The sequence below is a fragment of the Pseudomonas sp. KD5 genome (genome assembly GCF_012932895.1).
In the GTDB taxonomy this organism is placed as follows: Bacteria; Pseudomonadota; Gammaproteobacteria; order Pseudomonadales; family Pseudomonadaceae; genus Aquipseudomonas.
The window spans coordinates 1-17,950 of sequence record NZ_JDWJ01000011.1 but is presented as its reverse complement, the minus strand read 5'-3'; the positions used below and the strand labels follow the sequence as shown (position 1 = coordinate 17,950).

Genomic DNA, 17,950 nt, shown 5'->3' with positions numbered 1-17,950 from the left:
GAGTAAAAAACGCCCGATCTGAGCAAGACCCTTGTGAAACGGGGCTTCCAGCGGTGAAATGCAGCTCTGTTCACAAGGTTATCCACAATTTGTGTGGATAACATTTCAGTGGGAGGAAAAGATGAAAATGCCCTGGAATTTCGCCCGCTTCCTGCCAATGGCCGGGCGCCTGCTCGCCCGTGGTCGTTTGCCGACCCTGCTGTTTGCGGTTGCCAGCAAAGGCGCGAGCCAAGGTAATCGTCTGGGCAAACTTAAAGACGATCTGCGCTTGTTACAGGCACTCTGCCTGGCCTACTGGCGTGGCGAGTACCGAGCCATCAGCCCGAAAGCGATGGTTTCGGTGGTGGCCGGCCTGATGTATTTCCTGAGCCCGGTGGATGCGATCCCGGATTTCATCCCGGTGTTCGGCATGCTCGACGACATTGCCGTCCTGGCCTGGCTGATGAAAGTCCTCGATGACGAACTCAACGCCTTCCGCGCCTGGCGCAAACGTCAGGCACCGGAAAAACTCGCGGTGGTTGAACGCCTGCCCGATACCCCGGAACAGCTGCAACTTCAGGGCCCGAAAAAAAACTGAACCGATTCAGGATCATCCATATTCATACCCCCCGCGACCTTGGCCGCTGTTAGGATTACACTTCTAAGGAAAAGTGCCGACTCGCTACGTGTCGTTGTCCTACGGGGTAGTCATGGATATTCAGATAATTACACGCGAAGGCGAACCAGAATATGCGGTTCTGCCATGGGCTCAGTATCAGGCTCTACTGAAAGCAGCAGGCATCAACGAACAACCACCGCGCGAAGCCACAGTGCGTCCCGCGGCCACATCAGACCAGACTCTTCCGGGTCTGGATCAACTACGCAGTTTGCGCGAAGGGAAGGGCATCGCCATTGAGGCGCTTGCCCGCACGGTAGGCATCAGCCCGTCATATCTCGCCTTGATCGAAAGCGGTGAGCGTCAACCTGACGCTGCTATTCGCCGCAGCCTCGCCTGGGAATTGACGGTGCCGGGATGGAGGGATGAATCGTGAGCGTACGCATCAGTCGTCAACATTGGGATGGATTGCTGGGGGAACTGGATCAGGCGCGCCGTCAGCGCCATCTTTTGACTTATCGGGCATTGCTGGAGCGATTGCAGCTACCCACGCCCGCCATGCAAACCCTGACCGCCGCCCTTGAGCACCTGGCCGCGCTGGACGCCAGGGCCGAGCAGCCACTGCGCAGCTCGCTGGTGATCAGCCAAGGCGCCAGTCGCTTGCCGCGCACCGGCTTCTTCGAATGTGTCGAGCGCCTCGGGCGCTTCTCCGGACCGTCCGACGGCGTGGCTGCCGCATCCTGGCATGCCTCGGAAGTGGTGCGGGTGTTCGAATACGAGTACCCCGAATCGGCGGAAGCCTGAGTGTTCCTACGACTCAAGGCGCGGACTGGTTACTGGCTGGCCCGCCGGTTGTTCCACTGGTCGTGGTTCGTGCGCCAGCCGCGCGGCTGGCGCTGGCTCGAGGGCCAGTTCGCGCGCATGGCCAACCTGGGCGATGTCGGCGCCCAGAGCTTCTACGGCCACATCCTGACCTTTCGCGGCGTCGGTCTTGGGGCTCGCGAGGAAGGCGTACGACTACTACGCCTGGCCGCGTTGGCGGGGGATGGCAAGGCGGCGTATCAGGTGGGCGTGATCTGCCTCGCGGGGACGCCGAGCAAGGCGCCGGATCCGGTGGAAGCGGCGCGGTTTTGGCGTATTGCCTTGAAGGCGGGGCATCCGTTGGCTGAGATCAAGTTGAAAGGGTTGGCGAGTGGCGATACTGCGCAGTGATTCGATGTCCTTCGATGAGCAAGCGTTGTGGGGGGGATCTAACGATGGTCAATTGTAAATTCTGTGGCGAGCTGCTTCGAAAAACGGCGGTGGGCCCGTTACCTATTGATCAACAACCCCGTTATAAACAACAGTCCCGGCTCCCTCCTTCTTAACCGTAAGCTTATTCCCCTCCGCCACGGCCTCAACCAACTCAGAACACCCATCCACCACCCGCGTTCCATCAACACGCTCAGCCTTGCTGTCAAAACTGAAAACATAAGTAGATGCCGGACAACCATTCCCTCCCTCTCCCGTGGAAACCACCACCACATATTTACTCGGCCCAAACGTATAAGCCTTTTCAATAGACACGTAACCGGTGTACTCAGCCTGCTCCACAATTGATTCCATGAGATTCACCACGCCAGCCCGCGATTGATAATTCAGAGCGGTCCCCATCTCCTTGGTCTCGGTAGTGAAAGGCCCTGCTCGCTCGGCACTCACGGGCAAGGTTTCATAGGCAACACCGGGAGGCGCAGGTGGTGCAGGCTGCGCGATTTGCGTCGTGGCGATGGGCTTTACAATGGGGCTTTGCAGGGGCTCAGGGATATCGCATTGGCCATTTTTGCAAATGAAATCCCCTTGGCAGTCGATATCTTCCGAGCACTGGTTCGTTTCTTCGAAGGTGCTCTGGTCAGCCTTGGCGTAGCTGACGACGGCCAGAGCCAGGAGGGTGCAGGCAAACAGACGCTTCATCTGTGAAGTCCTTTTCTTGGATGGTGGCCTGATGATAACTGCAAATCTTCGGGGATTGTCCCCTGGTTGCGTTCTTGCGAATCGTTTAGTGGCTCCTGGCATTCAGGAAAAAGGGATACGATCAATTTCGTGCTGACTCATTGCTCGCCAGTCGCTCGGGACAATGCCGTACTCGGCCTCTGCGCACTTCATGGTCTCCTCCAGAGTCAGCATGAGGTGGTCGCCTTCGATTTGCAGTGCCTGGTAGTCCTCGAAGCGGATTTCAAGATAAACCGGGGCGTCACCTTCGACCTCCAAGCCGAACAGCACGATGGCAGTGACCCAGGGGCGGGAGTTGTGGGTCTTACGGACATTTGCAAAAAGGGGTCGAGCGGTTGCAAATCGGAAAAAGGGACTGACTTTTTTGAGGGAAATAAATCAGTTCCCTTTTTGCTGCTTCGGGTCGGTCCGCATGACTTCAAAATTCCTCCAGTCCGTCATGTTTTCGCAATGAAAGCATACGAGTCTTGTCGGAAGAAAATTGGGCATAACAGAGTTTTTCGGCACGCTAATGTGCTGTTTAGTGCTTATGAGTGACTGCATTTAGCCGATTGCATCCAGGGGCACGAGCGCTGTCGATCAATATGTCCCTCTTTACTTACAGGTCATTCTGCAATACGGGCTACGCTGTCGCTGCGGATGAGTCCTGCCGCGGCTAAGTTCCGGAGCTTTTGCGCCAGTGTTTCTCGCTCGGCCTTTGAGGTGACCGGATCGACGATTTGATATTGGCGATCGCACCACATCCCAACCTGACGTAGCCAAAAAGCCTGTGCACCTGTTTCAGTGCTCAGCCGCCCCAGTAGGTACGCCACCTGCTGCCAACCCGGCCTCAATTGAAGTATCGCTTGGCGGCGTGCCGTCGACAGTTCATGCCAATCCCGATCTAATTTGTCGCCTGATCCAGGGGTCACAGATTTCCAAGGTTGCTTGTTCAGTTGAGCGACTGCGGCGTAAAACACTTTGTCTGATGGGTCGTCAAGCGCCCTCAGCAACTCGGTCAATTGGTTGTCGCCAAGCAGGCGTATGGCCGCTTGCCGCACGGAGGAATAGTGAGAGCGCATCGCTTCTGTTAGCCACCGCTTGTCCAGAGGGACTTTAAGTTCGGTTGCCAAGCCAATAATACCGAGCCAATCCTGTTTCCGTGGTGGAAAGCCCAGATTCAATTTCTCCGTCAGGATGGCGCTTGCATCGACGTTATGGCGTACTGCTGCCCAGCGCGCCAAACTACGGATCGAGGTCGATGCATCCAGCAAGGCCTGGCGCAACAATGGCTTCGGATCGTCGACCAACGGCAGTAGGGCGCGCAGCACGCAAACACGCACTTTGGCGCCGGGTCGTGATAGGGCTTCAAGTAACAGTGGTGATGCTTGCGCAGCTGGTAAATCTTGACATGCTGACACGGCAGCTAACCGTACGGTCAGCTCGCGATGGGCCAGGGCGTCCCTTAAAAGCGTCTCCGGCGCTGAGTCCTTTTCCAGCAATAGCGCAAACAGATAGCGCGCAGCTTTACCTTGTTGCGAAAGGAAATTGGCGTAGACCTCAGTCTTGATCTCGGGTGACTGCAGTACAGAGCGAGCGGCCATGAGCGTGGGACCATGATCGGCTCTTCGGCGCGCGGCCAACGCTATGAGAGGTTCCAGCGCGAACAATAGCGCCTGAGCCTGGGATGGAGTCATATAGTGATTCAGCCCCTCCAACGCTAGATCGCGAATCTGGGGTACCCAGTCGTTCAAACGCTGTATCAAAGCTACTAACGCTTCAGGAGAAGGATTATTGCACAGCCCCCTGACAGCGACTTCTCGAATGAAGCCGTTGTAGTGAGTACTGACCTCTATCCATTTTCCATTGTCCTCTGCATTCCCTAGCAGTTCCAACGCTTCGTTTCGCCGCTGTTCCGCCAATGAGGAAGCCGGCATTTGCTGGTTCTTCAGTCTACCCAGCCATTCCCTTATTAAGTTCATTTTTTAATCCTTTTAATGCTCGTGCGGGCTGTCTTGTTAACACTTTAACCAATTTCTCAGGTCGACTGCATTCAGTTGGAAAGGATGCTTCCGGCCGATTTCTGCCTGTCGTGAAGGGGGCAGTCGACCCAAACCTGTCATCTGAATTGCGTTCATTGACATGCACGTCAGCCGCCACGCTTAAAATCGTGCCGATGATTTACTGATCTCAGACACAGGCTGATCGGTTGGGTAAGCTGGGAGGTTACGGTCGCACCGCTAGTGGAATCTGACAGGATAAGTGGATTCAGGTGCGTGGGGGATTTTTGTTTACCTTATGAGGCACCATGGACTCTTCTTTTGACGAATTGATCGACAGGGCGATGTATCTGGGCGTACATCAAGTTGCATACCCAATTGATATCTTAGGTACTGCTAGGTTGTTAGCAGAGCACGCATCCGACGATGCGGACTTTGAAAAGATACTTTCACTGGTTTCAGACCCAGAGAACCATTTTACTCGCTGGGCCGCCATACGAGCCATTGTGATCCTGGGGCCTGCATCGGTGGCCAAAGCCCGCGAAACGCTGAGCGTCCGGATGACGCTTGAGGATTTTCCTCTCGCCCGACAAGAACTACACAATGCGCTGGCTTCGACGACAGGGTGATGCGGTCACCCTGAAAACGGGATTAGCTGTCAGCGACTATGCTATATGGGGCCCTTGAGACAATGAGTCTCCTTTTTTCGCAGACTATTATACTGGCGGAAAATCTTCATACGATTTTGGGAAGTATCCCCAAATTCTCAGAACGTCGGCGCGCACGTCAAACTCGAAGCCAATTTGTGCGACCACCTTCGATATTTCGTCTGTATGGTCAATGGTTGTACTTGCAAGCAGCCTTCCTTTTGAGGGGGCGGCTTCTGACAAGCCAATGTCGAACCATTCGACGGACGCAAATGGAAACGGCAGATGGTAAAACCACTCGACATCCCACCCTGAGACATATCCAGTGACGGACTTGGATCGGTAAGACGGACGCCAACCCTGACACTGGCGGAAATGGTTGATCAGCTCATCCCACTTGGTATTGTTCGATGCACTTGCCAAGTTTCTCGTAGCTATGGCAGCATGGATTTTCTTCCGTATTGCATCATCATGGCCCGCACCGGACCTCGGTAGCTCGCTCATATTCAGTTCTATCGATTTTTTAGTCTATGGAAAAGGGGACTGATATATTTTTAAGGAAATAAATCAGTCCCCTTTGTCATGCTTTGTCATGGTCAATTATAAATTCTGTGGCGAGCTGCTTTCGCCTGTGGATTCAGCCGGTCGATGCAAGCCCGCTTCCAGCCCAAAAGCGATAAACTCTCAATTTGTGAAAGCTAACCTCTAAGGGTACGCATTATTTCCTGGACCACCGGCTTCGTGTATTTCTCACTCGGGTCAGTCTCCGGAGGGTCGTTACTGCGGATCCATTCACCTTGATCGAATGCTTGGTAAAGCGAGAAAGCGGGCTGAGGCATTTCGTTAGTCATGCCCACTTCAATCACGGCATTTATGATCCCGTTCATGACGCCGTCGCAAAAATCATAGATCAAAGATCCCTGTAGATAGCCTTCCGCAACCGTGACGGACAGCTCGTTCAGCACATCTTGCGGTGCTACATCAAACTTCTCGCAAGTGGCGGCAAGATTACTCAGCGTTAAACCGTCTGCTTCAGCTTTCACCGAAAGCTCCTTGAGTTCATTCTTAGGTAACACCCTGATCATGAGCTTCTTCCGGTTAGGTGCGAAGGTAACGCTTGCATCACTCATAAGGCTTTCCGGCCAACAGGATGGCCGCACAGCGCTGCCACACGTTCAATACCATGCTGCAATATGGCTTCATGGACGGTCAACTTCGGCTACAGGCAATGTTCGCTTCGGGTCGGTCCGCATGACTTCAAAATTCCTCCAGTCCGTCATATTTTCGCAATGAAAGCATACGAGTCTTGTCGGCAGAAAATAGGGCATTACAGAATGTTTCGGCACGATAATGTGCTGTTTTAATTATGGAAAATGGATTTTAAGGACAGCCGATGTCGATGTCTTGTCAGATCATGGATAAATCTGAGAGTGGTGGATGCGGGTGCAAGATCCAGAAGATTCTGTTGCAAACTGCAACAGCCAATACGGTTTCGGATGACAAGGTGGTATTGGGCTTTGAGTCTTTTGATGATTGCGCCGTCTATGACGCAGGTGAGAAATATCTTTTATTCATCACCGATTCTTTCTCCCCGCTAGTCAACGATCCTTATGTCTTCGGCCAATTGGCAGCCCGCAATGCGGCCCACGTGTCATGAGGGTGGTGACCTCCGGCTCGGCGTATCTGGACATCGACGCGTATGCCTGTTGCATTGCGTACGCCGAGCTGTTGAATCACCAAGGCATTGATGCTCGGGCCGTCAGTAGCGCCCCGCTCAATGTCAGCATCTCCAGGACCGTGCTCGGATGGCAATCATCTCTGGACGATTATCTGCCGAGAACGGGTGATGAGTTCGTGTTGGTGGATGTCTCCGATTCCCACCATTTCGACCCGGTTGTGGTTCTTGAGCAAGTGGTGGAAGTCATTGACCATCACCCAGGCTTTGAAAACTATTGGGCGCAAAAGCTCGGATCTGCGGCAGACATCCTGCCGATCGGCGCAGCGGCGACGCTGATTTTTCAGCGTTGGGAAGCGGCAGAGCTGTTGCCGCTGATCAGCGAAAAAAGTGCCGTGTTGCTGGCCACGGCAATTCTGGACAATACCCTGAATTTCACAGGGCAGCTGACCACCCAATCGGATATCCGGGCTTATGAAGTCCTCGCACGGCGGGCGAAACTGGAAGCGGACTGGCCCGAGCGGTATTTCTCCGAGTGCCAAGCCACTATCGAGTCAGATCTGATCGGCGCGTTGGCGGTTGATATGAAGCGGCTGAAAGCCGATAGCAACCTGCCGCAGGTTTTCGCGCAGATGGCGGTGTGGGATGCCAGTGCGCTGATCCAAACGCATCGTTCAACGATCGGTCGCTGGCTGGCGGCGCAGGGTGGAGACTGGCTGTTGAACGTCATCAGCATCCGCGAGTGCAAAAGCTACTTTCTGGCTGAGCCCTTGGTCAGCCAACAAAAGTTGAGCCATTTGCTGTCGATCGAATGGCAGGCCGGAATGGCTGTGCTTGAGCGCTCGCTGCTACGTAAGGAACTGTTGAAGTTGGGGTTGGCCCGCATTTCTGTTGTGAGTAAACCGTTTCTGGTTTTGTAGCTACATCGAAGTGGGGCTTTTGGCTTATTGCTGTCTATCATCAAGAGCCGCTTCCCAATAGTGGACGGTGAACACGGGATGGCTGTCGCCGCAAAACCGCATGCTCCAGGAGGCCTGCTCCGCAGCTTTGAGTCATCAAGTATTTATACGGCTGGCGCGCCATCGGTGACGCAGCCTAACATGCGGCTCAAGTCGCTCGCTAAGCTCGCTCGGGACCGGCTAAAGAAGGCCCCAAACGTTAGGCACTGGTCCAACCTTACCGTTACGGAGCATATAAAATATGTCAAACATCGTCGCATGGACGCTGTTCGCCTTGGGCGCCTTCCATATTCCATTCGGTATTATTAAGTTCAAAGCAGCATTCGCCGCCGCTGTAGACTCTGGCTTCGTTGACCAGTTCAGAGTGCACGAAGATCGGCGTACCGCCCTCTGGTTTACCCTGCTAGGGCCGCTTTTTATGCTCGCAGGGCATACAGCGATTCACGCCGTAGCAGTTGGCGATCTCGCGCTACTTAAAATTGTTGGCATCTATGTGCTTATGATCTCGATCATTTGCGTCATTGCTGTTCCAAAATCGGGTTTCTGGGCAACGCTGCTGGTTTCACCGCTGATCATCGCGGCAGGGTATGGCTTGTACTCCTGACAAACGGTTCATGTCGTTCGCGAGGGCTTCAATGTCCACTCGGGGTCGTTTTCAGCCGGACGCGATAGGCAGAAAGCGGCCCGACTTTTTCAACAGAATCGGCCAAAAGCTGCCACTCGGAAGCGTCTCAAGCGTTATCCACTGGCGAGATTCATAGTCTATCTCGCCTCGGCGCAGCACAGTCTGTATGTAACCGCGATCATTCGCATTTCTCTGTTGTAGTTTCTGACGTGTCTTGTGAGACGCGTCTCTTTTGTGTGTAGAAAATTCCCGCTCTCTTGAACCAAAAGCGATATGCCGGGTCTGGTGTGCGCGTGGTTTTGCGCATCAGCAGCGTGAGTGTTTTTCGGAGTACGCCTGGGTCTTCAGGTGCTGCCCAAGATAAAGGTAAAGGCCAATATTCGGCTCTTTGTCCGCTCGCGAGCTTGCTGTCATTTCCGTATCGAGGGATCGAACATGTTCTCACCCGCCCATTGGGCGAGGTTGTGCCTGGCTTTGCTGTGCCTTTCTCCGCTAACTCTTGCTCACGCCGCCCCCACCCCCGGTGAAACCGATCTGATCCGCGAACGTCAGGATCGCTTGCTTGACGAGCAGCGTCGACGTCTCGAAGAGCTCAAGGAATTACCCGGCAAGGCAGCCAAGCCCGCGCCACCGACGGCCCCGGCCGACGCCCGTTGTTTCCCCATCAAGGACATCGAGCTCAAAGGCGCCGACAGTCTTTCGGACAGCGAGAAAAATCGCCTGCTCAAGCCTTATATCGGCCAGTGCCTGGGCGTCACGCAGCTCAACGAGTTGCTGAAAGTCATCACCGATCACTACATCGACAAAGGCCTGGTCACCAGCCGTGCCTATTTGCCGCAACAGGATTTGTCCGGTGGGCATCTGCAAGTGCTGGTCGTCGAGGGCCGCTTGGAAGGCCTGAAAGGCGCCGAAGGCAGCGGTCTCTCCGAGCGGGAACTGGCGATGAGCTTTCCCGGCAAGCCGGGTGAGTTGCTCAATCTGCGGGACATCGAACAGATGGTCGATCAACTGAACCGTTTGCCGTCCAACCATGCGCAGACGGAGCTGACGCCGGGGCAGAATATCGGTGGCAGCGAAGTGCTGGTCAAAAACACCCCGCAGAAGCCCTGGCGTGTTGGTTTATCGCGGCATAACGATGGCCAGAAGAGCACTGGCGAGCAGCAATGGGGCACCTCCTTCGACTGGGACAGTCCCTTGGGCCTGGCCGATCAATTGGCCTTGCGCGGCGGCCACGATGCCGTCAGCGATCATCAGAAAACCTCGCGCAATGCCATGCTCTATTACAACCTGCCCTTTGGCTGGTGGAACCTGAGCTACACCTACAGCCAGAGCGAATACCGCGCCTTGGGCCAGGCCAACGGTTTCAATTTCAAGCAGAGTGGCGACAGCCAGAACCATCAGTTGCGCCTGGAACGAGTGATCCATCGCGATGCCCTGAGCAAGACCTCCCTCAACACCGGCCTGGCTTACCTGCGAACCAATAATTTCATTGAAGACAGCAAGCTCACTGCCAGCAGCAATCGCATTAGCGAGGCGCAGTTCGGCATCAACCATGGGCGACGGGTTGGCAATGCGTTCGTCAACCTCGACCTGGGCCTGCAGAACGGTATTGGTGCCCTCGATGCCCAGGGTAATCACGACCCGGGACCGGGCCTTCCGGATGCGCGCTATCGCAAATACACCGCCACTCTCAGCTATTTGCAGCCCTTTGTGCTGGGTGGCGAGTCCTTCAGTTTCAGCAGCCTGATGACCGGTCAGCGCAGTGAAGACGTGCTATTCAGCCCTCAGCGCATGAGCTTGGGTGGACAATCGTCGATCCGTGGTTACAAGGACCAGTCCTTGTCCGGCGACAGCGGTGGCTACTGGCGCAATGATCTGCGCTGGAGCCGTCCCGTGACCCTGGAATGGCTACGCCCGGTGTTCGCCGAATATGGCACCAGCCTCGGTTACGACCAAGGCGTGATTCGCGGTGATCGCTACAACGGCAACCAGCATGGGCGCCTGTCGAGCAACTCGCTGGAGTTGTTCGCCCGCGGTGAGCACCTCAGCGCCAGCGTGACCTTCGCCCACTCCCTGGAACGCCCGGATGCCCTGACCGAGCGCGAAGCGCCGATTTATTTCCGCGTGGATTTCTTCCTCTAAATTCTGCTTTAAACGAGATTCGATCATGGACGTTCGCCACTCTGCCTTCCTCGCTGGCCAGCCCTCTGCTGCCGTCAAAAAACGTGAGCACTTCTGGGGCATGCCCAAGCGCGGCCTGGCATTCCTGTTGGCCAACGTCATGTTCTGGCAACCGATGTGGGCCCAGGCGGACGGGATCGTGGTCAGCGCGCCGGGCACCAGTCTCGGTCAGGCAGGTAACGGCGTGCCCATCGTCAACATCGCCGGCCCCAACGGCAGTGGCCTGTCCCACAACCAGTTCAAGGATTACAACGTCGGCAGCAACGGCGTGATCCTCAACAACGCCACCAACGCCGCCCAGCCCACTCAACTGGGGGGGATCATCCTCGGTAACCCGAACCTTAACGGCACGGCCGCCAGGACCATCCTCAACGAAGTCAACGGCGGCAATCCCAGCCAGTTGCGTGGCTACACGGAAGTGGCGGGGCAATCGGCCCACGTCATCGTCGCCAACCCTTACGGCATCAGCTGCAACGGTTGCGGCTTCATCAACACCCCGCGAGTCACGTTGACCACCGGCAAACCGGTGCTGGATAACGGTCGGCTGGATCGCTTTCAGGTCGATCAGGGTAGCATCGCCATCGAAGGCGACGGGCTGAATGCCAGCAACGTCGACCGCTTCGAAATCATCACCCGCAGCGCCAGGATCAACGCCGAGATCCAGGCCAAGAATCTGACCATCATCGCCGGTCGCAACGACGTCAACGCCGACAGCCTCAACGCGACCGCGCGCGCCGATGACGGCAGCGCCAAACCGGGGTTGGCCATCGACTCCTCGGCCTTGGGTGGTATGTACGCCGGGGCGATCAAACTGGTGGGCACTGAGGCCGGGGTTGGCGTGAAGCTGGACGGCAAGATGGTTGCCAGTGGGGGGGATATCCAGCTTGATGCCAATGGGCATTTGAGTTTGGCCGAGATGGCCGCTGCCGGTGCTATCGATATCCAGGCGAAAAGCCTGGAAACCCGTGGACAGGTGTACGCCGGTAGCCGGTTGGAGGTGAAGACCCAGGGTGACCTGACCAACCAGAAAAACCTGGTGGCGCGCGACAGCATTCGCCTGGACAGCGGCGGCACGCTGAGCAACAACGCAATCATCGAAGCCGGGGTCAATGCTGACAACAGCCGCAACACCTCGGGCGATATCACTCTTACTGCAAAACAGCTGAACAACGGCGGCAAAACCGTGGTCGCCAGTCGCGACCTGAATGTCACGACGACCGCCGCGCTGAACAACCAGGGCGGTACGCTCAGCGGGCAGCGCATGACCACGGTCACAGCCGACGTTGTGGATAACCGCAACAAAGGCCGAATTCTTGGCAACACCGAACTGCATCTGAACGCCAACCAGGTACTGAACGCCCAGGGCGGCCTGATCAATAGCCAGGGCATTCTGACTGCCAACCTGGGCCATCTGGAAAACAATGCAGGCGAATTATCCAGCCTGAACAGCGCGACCCTGATCCTCGGCAGCCTGGACAACCTGACCGGCCTGGTCATGGCCGGCAAAAACCTCGATATCACCAACACGGGCGCGATCAACAACCAGGGCGGTGAATTGTCCAGCCAAGGCGTCATGACCGTGCGCACCGGCAGCCTGGATAACCGCAACAAAGGCACCGTCGCCGCCAATGGCAAGTTGGTGGTCAGTGCGACTGGCAAGGTCAACAACGCCGACAACGGCCTGATCGCCAGCCGTACAGCCGACGTTGAGTTCGATGCCGCCAGCCTGAATAACGCCAAAGGCACATTGCAAGGCAAAGGCTTGGTGACGGTGGATGTATCGGGCGATATCGATAACCAGGGCGGCAGCATCATTGCCCAAGACGCCAAGTTGAGTGTCTTCGCGACCAACCTTGACAACCGCGGTGGCGTGCTCTCCAGCGTCAAGGCCGCGCTGGAGGCACGCACCACCGGCGTCTTGAAAAACGGCTACGACGTGAATCGCGTGGGCGGCACGATCCAGGCTCAAGGCCTGAACATCAAAGCCTTGAGCGGGTTGTTCAACGACGGCGGGCGCATGGCTGCACAGGCGGGCGATATCGTCATCACCCAGGCCGGGGCCGACATCGACAACCGCAACGGCGGGATGTATGCCACGGGCACGGTCCAAGTCATTGGCCGGCAGATGGACAACAGCGGCGGCGGGCAGGTCAGCGCCAGGCGCATCGACCTGGATCTCAGCGGCGCACTGAACAACAACGCGGGCATCATCGAAAGCCAGGACAGCCTGGACATCCTGGCCGCCAGCCTGAGCAACCAGGGAGGCCAACTGCGCACCCTGGGCCGCAACAGCACCACGGCGTTCGACATCGGCGGGCTGTTCGACAACAACGACGGCACCCTGGAGACCGCCAGCCAGGACGTGAAACTCGACAGCGGCAGCGTCCAGAACGTAGGTGGCAAGTTGTTCCACACCGGCCTTGGGCTGTTTGGCATCAGCCAGGCCAACCTGGGGCAGGCGGGTGGTCGCCTGGTGACCTACGGCAACTTGAACGTGACGGCTGACCGCTGGACCAACAACACCGCGATCCAGGCCGGGCATCTGGTCTTGAATGTCGGTCAGTTGACCCAGACGGCCACCGGCCAATTGCTCAGCACCAACGGCCTGGTTGGCCGGGGGAACAACTGGCGTGTCGACGGCCTGATCGGCAGCGATGGAGCCATCGACCTGCAACTGACCGGCGAATATGCAGGTAGCGGCCGCTTGAGCAGCCTGGGTGTCCTGGGGATCAAGGCCGCGCTGATCAATCTGGAGGCGAGCGGCAGTATCGCTGGCGGCGGCAGCACAACCGTCGTGGTCGATGGCGTCCTCAACAGCTACGGTCGGCTGACCTCGGCGGCGGACATGAGCGTCACTGCCGCCACGATCAACAACTACGGCACGCTGGGCAGTGCCGAGGCGCTTGGCGTATCGACCGGCGCCCTGCTCAACGAACACGGATTGATCTTCAGCGGCGGCAATACAAGCCTGCGCGTCGACAGCCTGACCAACCGCTATGCCGATATCTACAGCCTGGGTGATCTGAGCATCGATCGCGACGGCCTCGGCACGCGTGCCAGCCGCATCCTCAACAGTTCCGGCACGCTGCAAAGCGACGGCAACATGCGCCTGGCGGCCAGCACGATCGACAACGTCCGCGAGGTCTTGACCACCAACGATGCTGGCATCTACACCGCCTCGATCAGGGAAGTGGCCTGCATCGGAGGGGTCAATGCCGGTGATTGCGACGGCCCCAAGGTAAACCACGTCTGGCAGATCATTCAGCGCGATAAGTTCGAAGTCACCGCGGCCAGCGCCGCCTCCAGCATCACCACCGGCGGAAACCTGGATATCCAGGGCGACACCCTGACCAACCGGAGCAGCAGCATCGGCGTCGGCGGTGCATTGACCGCCAATCTGGTCAGCCTGAACAACATCGGCATCGAGACCGGTGAGATCGAAACCTCGCGCACCTTCATGTCCGAACGCACGCGCCACCCGAGTGGCTGGCGCGCCGCCGCGAATGACTTCACCAACAAATATTGGCTGCAGAGCCCGGGTTACACCCCCAACGATCTGGGTGGCCTTGAAGGGGCGATGAGCCGTTTCATCGGCATGACCGAGCGTGAGGTGCCAGAGTTTCGTACTCAAACGGCCTCCATCGATAGCCAGACCTACGCTGCGATTATCCAGGCCGGCGGACCGGTGGCTGTTAGCACCCAGAACAATGTCGACAGCAGCGTGGTACGCCCAGGCTACACCTATGTCGGCGCCGGCCCGCGCACCGATACTCAGGCTGACAACGTTTTCTCCACCCGCATCAACGTCAATCGGCAGCTATCCCCGGACCTGACCCAGCAACAGGTCGATCCGCTCGCCTTGCCGGGCTTTGACTTGCCCACCGGACAAAACGGCCTGTTCCGCATGAGCGGCAACGGCTCGACTACGCCGACCCAGGGCGCTGGCCTGCTGCAGGTGCGCGGGCTGGCTGACCGTTCGATGAGGTCCAATCCGCACAAGTACCTGATCGAGACCAACCCGGCGCTGACCGACATGCGCCAGTTCATGAGCTCGGACTACCTGCTGAAAAACCTGGGCTACGATCCGGACCTCGCCGCCAAGCGCCTGGGGGACGGCTTCTACGAACAACGCCTGATCCAACAGGCCGTGATCGCCCGCACCGGCCAACGCTTTCTCGACGGCCAGACCTCCGACGACAGCATGTTCAAGTACCTGATGAACAATGCCATCGCCAGCAAGGACGCCCTCCACCTGTCCCTGGGCGTCAGCCTGACCGCCGAGCAGGTCGCGGCCCTGACCCATGACATCGTCTGGATGGAAACCCGGACCGTGAACAACCAACAGGTGTTGGTGCCGGTGCTCTACCTGGCCCAGGCCAACAACCGCCTGGCGGCCAATGGCGCGTTGATCCAGGGCACCGACGTCAGCCTGATCGCCGGCAAAAACCTGAACAACGCCGGCACCCTGCGCGCCACCAGCAACCTGAGGGCCACGGCTGGCGACAGCCTGGTCAACAGCGGTTTGCTGGAAGCGGGTAACCGCCTTGAGGCGCTGGCGAGCAATAACCTGAGCAACCGGGCCGGCGGCATTATCGCTGGGCGTGATGTCAGCGTCGTCGCCTTGGCCGGTGACGTGAGCAATGAACGCACCATCACCCGCCACGCCAGCAGCACCGGCTACAAGACTGAACAACGCGACTTTGCCGACAACGCAGCGCGGATCGAGGCGAGCAATGACCTGACGCTGGGCGCCGGACGGGACATCGCCAACACCGGTGGCGTGCTCAAGAGCGGCAATGACATGAGTTTGCGGGCGGTGCGTGATGTAAATATCGCCTCCGCCGAGCAGGTGGACAGCAACACGATGGGCAGCAGACACCGGGACCAAACCATCACTCAAAATGGTTCCAGCGCTACTGCGGGCCGGGAGATGAAGGTGACGGCCGGGCAGGATCTGCGGGTCGTTGCCAGCAACATCATCGCCCAGAGCACCCTGGCGCTGACTGCCGGGCGCGATATCGCGATCACGTCTGCCGCCAACGAAAGCCATCGCTCGTCCCAGAGCAAAAAAGTCAAAAGTAGCAGCGACCTGGTGCGCCAGCAGTCTTCGGTTATCCAGTCGGGTGGGGACCTCAGCGCCAAGGCGGGGCAAGACCTGAGTCTCGTCGCCAGTCACCTGAAAGGGGCCAAGGACGTTGCGCTCGACGCCACGCGCGACATCAGTCTGCTGTCCGCAACGGACGAAACCGCAGAGTTCTACTCGAAGAAAAGCAAAGGCTCCTTTGGTCGCAGCCAAAGCGAGCAACGGGAAAGCTATGACAGCACCAACGTCGCGTCGGTGGTTGAGGCGGGGCAAGACCTGACGGTCAATACCAGCCAGGCCACCAGTGGCGGTGTCACGCTGGACGGCGGTCGCAACGTTACGGTGATCGGCAGCCAGTTGAACGCCGGCAATGATTTGGTGGTGGGGGCCACCGGTGATGTGGCGGTGCTCTCGGGTATCGAAGAACACGGCTCCTACAGCAAGAAAACCAAATCGGGTTTCCTCGGCTTGTCCAAGAGCGGCAAAAGCGAGTTGAAAACCACGGCTTCCCAAGTGGCCAGCGAGCTGGAAGCAGGCAACGATGTGGTGCTGGTCGCGGGCAACGACTTGCGTTTGCGCGCCAGCGAAACCACCGCCGGTAATGACGTGGAACTGCGTGCGGGCCTGGTCAAGGATAGCGGCGACATCAACCTCGTCGCGGCCAATGACACCGCTTACAGCCATAGCGAGCAATACAAGAAGAAAACCGGGCTCTCGGTCTCGGGTGGCTTCCTGTCGTTCTCCTCGGCCAAAGAGTCGGGCCGGATCGCGCAAAGCAGTACCAGCGTCGGCAGTCAGGTGACGGCGGAGCGCGACGCGACCCTGCAGGCTGAGCGTGACATCAACCTGGTGGGTAGTGGTATCGATGCTGGGCGTAATGTCAGTTTGAATGCCGGGCGTGATGTGAATGTTCTGGCGGCGCAGAACAGCCGATCCGAGCGGGATTGGGAGAAGAATAAGAAGGCTGGGATTGGTGTTTCTTCGGATGCCAACGGCATCAATTTCTTCGCTGGCGTGGATCGCACCAAAGAGAAAAACCGGCTTGAACAGCAAACCGCTGCCGCCAGCCAGATCAGTGCAGGGCAAGATGTTGCCATCAACGCTCAGCGCGATATCAACCAGACGGGTTCCGATCTGCGTGCCAGCCGTGACATAGGCCTCACGGCTGGACGCAATATCAACATTGATGCCGCGCGTGAAACACAACTAACCGAGCAGGAGCGTGAAGCCAGTCGTAATGGGCTTGGCATTTCGTTCAATCATAATTACGGCAACACCAAGGATGCGGTCAGCGGCGCAGGGAAAGGGGAGAACGGCGTCAGCAAGGCATCCAGCACCCTTAAAGGCATCGATGCCGTCACCCAATTCGTCAACGGACCGACCGTTGACGTCAAGTTCGGCAACAGCACGCAAACCAGTACTCAGCAGGTCATTGAGCAGACCAATCGCGCGTCGACGTTCGATGCGGGCAACGACCTAAATTTCAATGCCGGTAACGACGTCACGGTCAAAGGTGGTCAGCTAAAGGCCGGGCGGGATATCAACGTCAAAGGTCGCGACGTCACGCTGGATGTAGCGAAGGGAAGTGTCAGCCAGGAAAGCACTGATCGCCAAAGCTGGAGTGGGATTCATGGTGGCACCAGTGGTGGCTTCAAGCTAGGCGCCGGCGGCAGCTACGGTGTTGCCACCGAGGACGGCGTTCACGGCAGTTCGACGGCCACTCAGGTTGCCGCTGGAAGGGATGTCACCGTGGACGCCCGCCACGACATCAACCTGGTAGGCACTCAGGTCAAGGCTGGGCGAGATATTGCGCTCGATGCCGGTAATGAGCTGAACATCAGGTCGGCGCAGAACGCCAGCGACAGTGAGAGCAATCGACACAACGGTGGTGGCGAGGCAGGCCTGACGTTCGGCTCTCAAGGCGTAGGCGTCTACGTCAGCGTGAATATCGGCAAGGGCAATCTTGATCGGGAAGGTAACCGACAGCAAGAAGCCTACCTCTACGCGGGCAACCGNCTGGGCTTCACCAGTGGNNAAGACACCAANATNAGCGGTGCNACCCTGCGCGGCGATGAGGTCGTTGGCCGTGTCGGCGGCGACCTGAACGTCTCCTCGGTGCCTGACACCGGTGAAGTCAAAGGCAAAGAGTTCGACCTCAGCGTCACCGCGACCTTTGGTCCAGGGGCTGGTCTCAGTGGCTCTGTGGGGTATGGACAG

15 protein-coding genes are annotated in these 17,950 nt (G+C 57.8%); 10 read left to right on the top strand and 5 right to left on the bottom strand.

Going from position 1 to position 17,950, the window contains the following annotated elements; all coding sequences use genetic code 11:
- Nucleotides 1–121 precede the first annotated feature (121 nt).
- The 4 genes from AF70_RS22770 (at nucleotide 122) to AF70_RS22755 (ending at nucleotide 1,807) form a co-directional block, all read left to right on the top strand.
- Nucleotides 122–577, top strand: coding sequence for a YkvA family protein (locus tag AF70_RS22770; protein WP_028940036.1), 456 nt, complete (start codon nucleotides 122–124; stop codon nucleotides 575–577).
- A gap of 112 nt (nucleotides 578–689) precedes the next feature.
- Entirely contained in the window at nucleotides 690–1,031 is a 342-nt protein-coding gene (locus AF70_RS22765; protein WP_026286335.1) for a helix-turn-helix domain-containing protein, read from the top strand.
- Nucleotides 1,028–1,399: a hypothetical protein gene (locus tag AF70_RS22760; protein ID WP_007898892.1), complete on the top strand. Its 372-nt coding sequence runs from the start codon at nucleotides 1,028–1,030 to the stop codon at nucleotides 1,397–1,399. The genes AF70_RS22765 and AF70_RS22760 overlap by 4 nt, the downstream gene beginning before the upstream one ends.
- Nucleotides 1,400–1,807, top strand: a complete 408-nt coding sequence (locus AF70_RS22755) for a hypothetical protein (RefSeq protein ID WP_028940037.1) — start codon at nucleotides 1,400–1,402, stop codon at nucleotides 1,805–1,807.
- A gap of 102 nt (nucleotides 1,808–1,909) precedes the next feature.
- Here the strand turns inward: AF70_RS22755 and AF70_RS22750 are convergent, their stop codons facing one another.
- The 3 genes from AF70_RS22750 to AF70_RS22740 all read right to left on the bottom strand — a co-directional run bounded on the left by AF70_RS22750 (nucleotide 1,910) and on the right by AF70_RS22740 (nucleotide 4,545).
- Nucleotides 1,910–2,545 (bottom strand): hypothetical protein, encoded by a 636-nt coding sequence (locus tag AF70_RS22750; RefSeq protein WP_019579664.1) that lies wholly within the window; start codon nucleotides 2,543–2,545, stop codon nucleotides 1,910–1,912.
- Between the two features lie 102 nt (nucleotides 2,546–2,647).
- A complete protein-coding gene (locus tag AF70_RS22745; RefSeq protein ID WP_019579665.1) occupies nucleotides 2,648–2,854 on the bottom strand; it encodes a hypothetical protein in 207 nt (68 codons plus the stop codon).
- Nucleotides 2,855–3,189: 335 nt separating this feature from the next.
- Complete coding sequence (locus AF70_RS22740; protein ID WP_028940038.1) at nucleotides 3,190–4,545, bottom strand: HEAT repeat domain-containing protein; 1,356 nt, start codon at nucleotides 4,543–4,545, stop codon at nucleotides 3,190–3,192.
- A 326-nt stretch (nucleotides 4,546–4,871) separates the two neighbouring features.
- Between AF70_RS22740 and AF70_RS22735 the strand changes: the two genes are divergently transcribed.
- Nucleotides 4,872–5,192 (top strand): hypothetical protein, encoded by a 321-nt coding sequence (locus AF70_RS22735; RefSeq protein ID WP_028940039.1) that lies wholly within the window; start codon nucleotides 4,872–4,874, stop codon nucleotides 5,190–5,192.
- Nucleotides 5,193–5,279: 87 nt separating this feature from the next.
- Here AF70_RS22735 and AF70_RS22730 read toward each other — a convergent pair whose 3' ends face one another.
- Both AF70_RS22730 and AF70_RS22725 read right to left on the bottom strand, forming a co-directional pair.
- Nucleotides 5,280–5,714 (bottom strand): DUF6678 family protein, encoded by a 435-nt coding sequence (locus AF70_RS22730; protein ID WP_028940040.1) that lies wholly within the window; start codon nucleotides 5,712–5,714, stop codon nucleotides 5,280–5,282.
- Nucleotides 5,715–5,908: 194 nt separating this feature from the next.
- Nucleotides 5,909–6,340: a hypothetical protein gene (locus tag AF70_RS22725; protein ID WP_028940041.1), complete on the bottom strand. Its 432-nt coding sequence runs from the start codon at nucleotides 6,338–6,340 to the stop codon at nucleotides 5,909–5,911.
- A gap of 269 nt (nucleotides 6,341–6,609) precedes the next feature.
- On the opposite strand from AF70_RS22725, the gene AF70_RS22720 reads away from it, so the two are divergent.
- The 5 genes from AF70_RS22720 to AF70_RS22700 form a co-directional block, all read left to right on the top strand.
- Nucleotides 6,610–6,867 carry a hypothetical protein gene (locus AF70_RS22720; RefSeq protein ID WP_231508969.1) on the top strand — a complete coding sequence of 86 codons (258 nt, stop codon included), beginning with the start codon at nucleotides 6,610–6,612 and terminating at the stop codon, nucleotides 6,865–6,867.
- On the top strand, nucleotides 6,864–7,805 hold the full coding sequence (locus AF70_RS22715) for a bifunctional oligoribonuclease/PAP phosphatase NrnA (RefSeq protein WP_028940043.1): 942 nt from the start codon (nucleotides 6,864–6,866) through the stop codon (nucleotides 7,803–7,805). The genes AF70_RS22720 and AF70_RS22715 overlap by 4 nt, the downstream gene beginning before the upstream one ends.
- A 280-nt stretch (nucleotides 7,806–8,085) precedes the next feature.
- Nucleotides 8,086–8,448 carry a DUF6463 family protein gene (locus AF70_RS22710; RefSeq protein ID WP_028940044.1) on the top strand — a complete coding sequence of 121 codons (363 nt, stop codon included), beginning with the start codon at nucleotides 8,086–8,088 and terminating at the stop codon, nucleotides 8,446–8,448.
- A 456-nt stretch (nucleotides 8,449–8,904) separates the two neighbouring features.
- Complete coding sequence (locus tag AF70_RS22705; RefSeq protein ID WP_028940045.1) at nucleotides 8,905–10,611, top strand: ShlB/FhaC/HecB family hemolysin secretion/activation protein; 1,707 nt, start codon at nucleotides 8,905–8,907, stop codon at nucleotides 10,609–10,611.
- Between the two features lie 25 nt (nucleotides 10,612–10,636).
- Nucleotides 10,637–17,950, top strand: a 7,314-nt coding sequence (locus tag AF70_RS22700; protein ID WP_169342496.1) for a hemagglutinin repeat-containing protein, incomplete at its 3' end; no start/stop codon positions are given.

What these genes read in the sequence shown, in the direction of transcription:
- AF70_RS22720 (WP_231508969.1), top strand. Translation starts at nt 6,610, where the DNA reads ATGTCTTGTCAGATCATGGATAAATCTGAGAGTGGTGGATGCGGGTGC.
- AF70_RS22710 (WP_028940044.1), top strand. Translation starts at nt 8,086, where the DNA reads ATGTCAAACATCGTCGCATGGACGCTGTTCGCCTTGGGCGCCTTCCAT.
- AF70_RS22730 (WP_028940040.1), bottom strand. Translation starts at nt 5,714, where the DNA reads ATGAGCGAGCTACCGAGGTCCGGTGCGGGCCATGATGATGCAATACGG.
- AF70_RS22770 (WP_028940036.1), top strand. Translation starts at nt 122, where the DNA reads ATGAAAATGCCCTGGAATTTCGCCCGCTTCCTGCCAATGGCCGGGCGC.
- AF70_RS22735 (WP_028940039.1), top strand. Translation starts at nt 4,872, where the DNA reads ATGGACTCTTCTTTTGACGAATTGATCGACAGGGCGATGTATCTGGGC.
- AF70_RS22715 (WP_028940043.1), top strand. Translation starts at nt 6,864, where the DNA reads ATGAGGGTGGTGACCTCCGGCTCGGCGTATCTGGACATCGACGCGTAT.
- AF70_RS22740 (WP_028940038.1), bottom strand. Translation starts at nt 4,545, where the DNA reads ATGAACTTAATAAGGGAATGGCTGGGTAGACTGAAGAACCAGCAAATG.
- AF70_RS22750 (WP_019579664.1), bottom strand. Translation starts at nt 2,545, where the DNA reads ATGAAGCGTCTGTTTGCCTGCACCCTCCTGGCTCTGGCCGTCGTCAGC.
- AF70_RS22765 (WP_026286335.1), top strand. Translation starts at nt 690, where the DNA reads ATGGATATTCAGATAATTACACGCGAAGGCGAACCAGAATATGCGGTT.
- AF70_RS22725 (WP_028940041.1), bottom strand. Translation starts at nt 6,340, where the DNA reads ATGAGTGATGCAAGCGTTACCTTCGCACCTAACCGGAAGAAGCTCATG.
- AF70_RS22705 (WP_028940045.1), top strand. Translation starts at nt 8,905, where the DNA reads ATGTTCTCACCCGCCCATTGGGCGAGGTTGTGCCTGGCTTTGCTGTGC.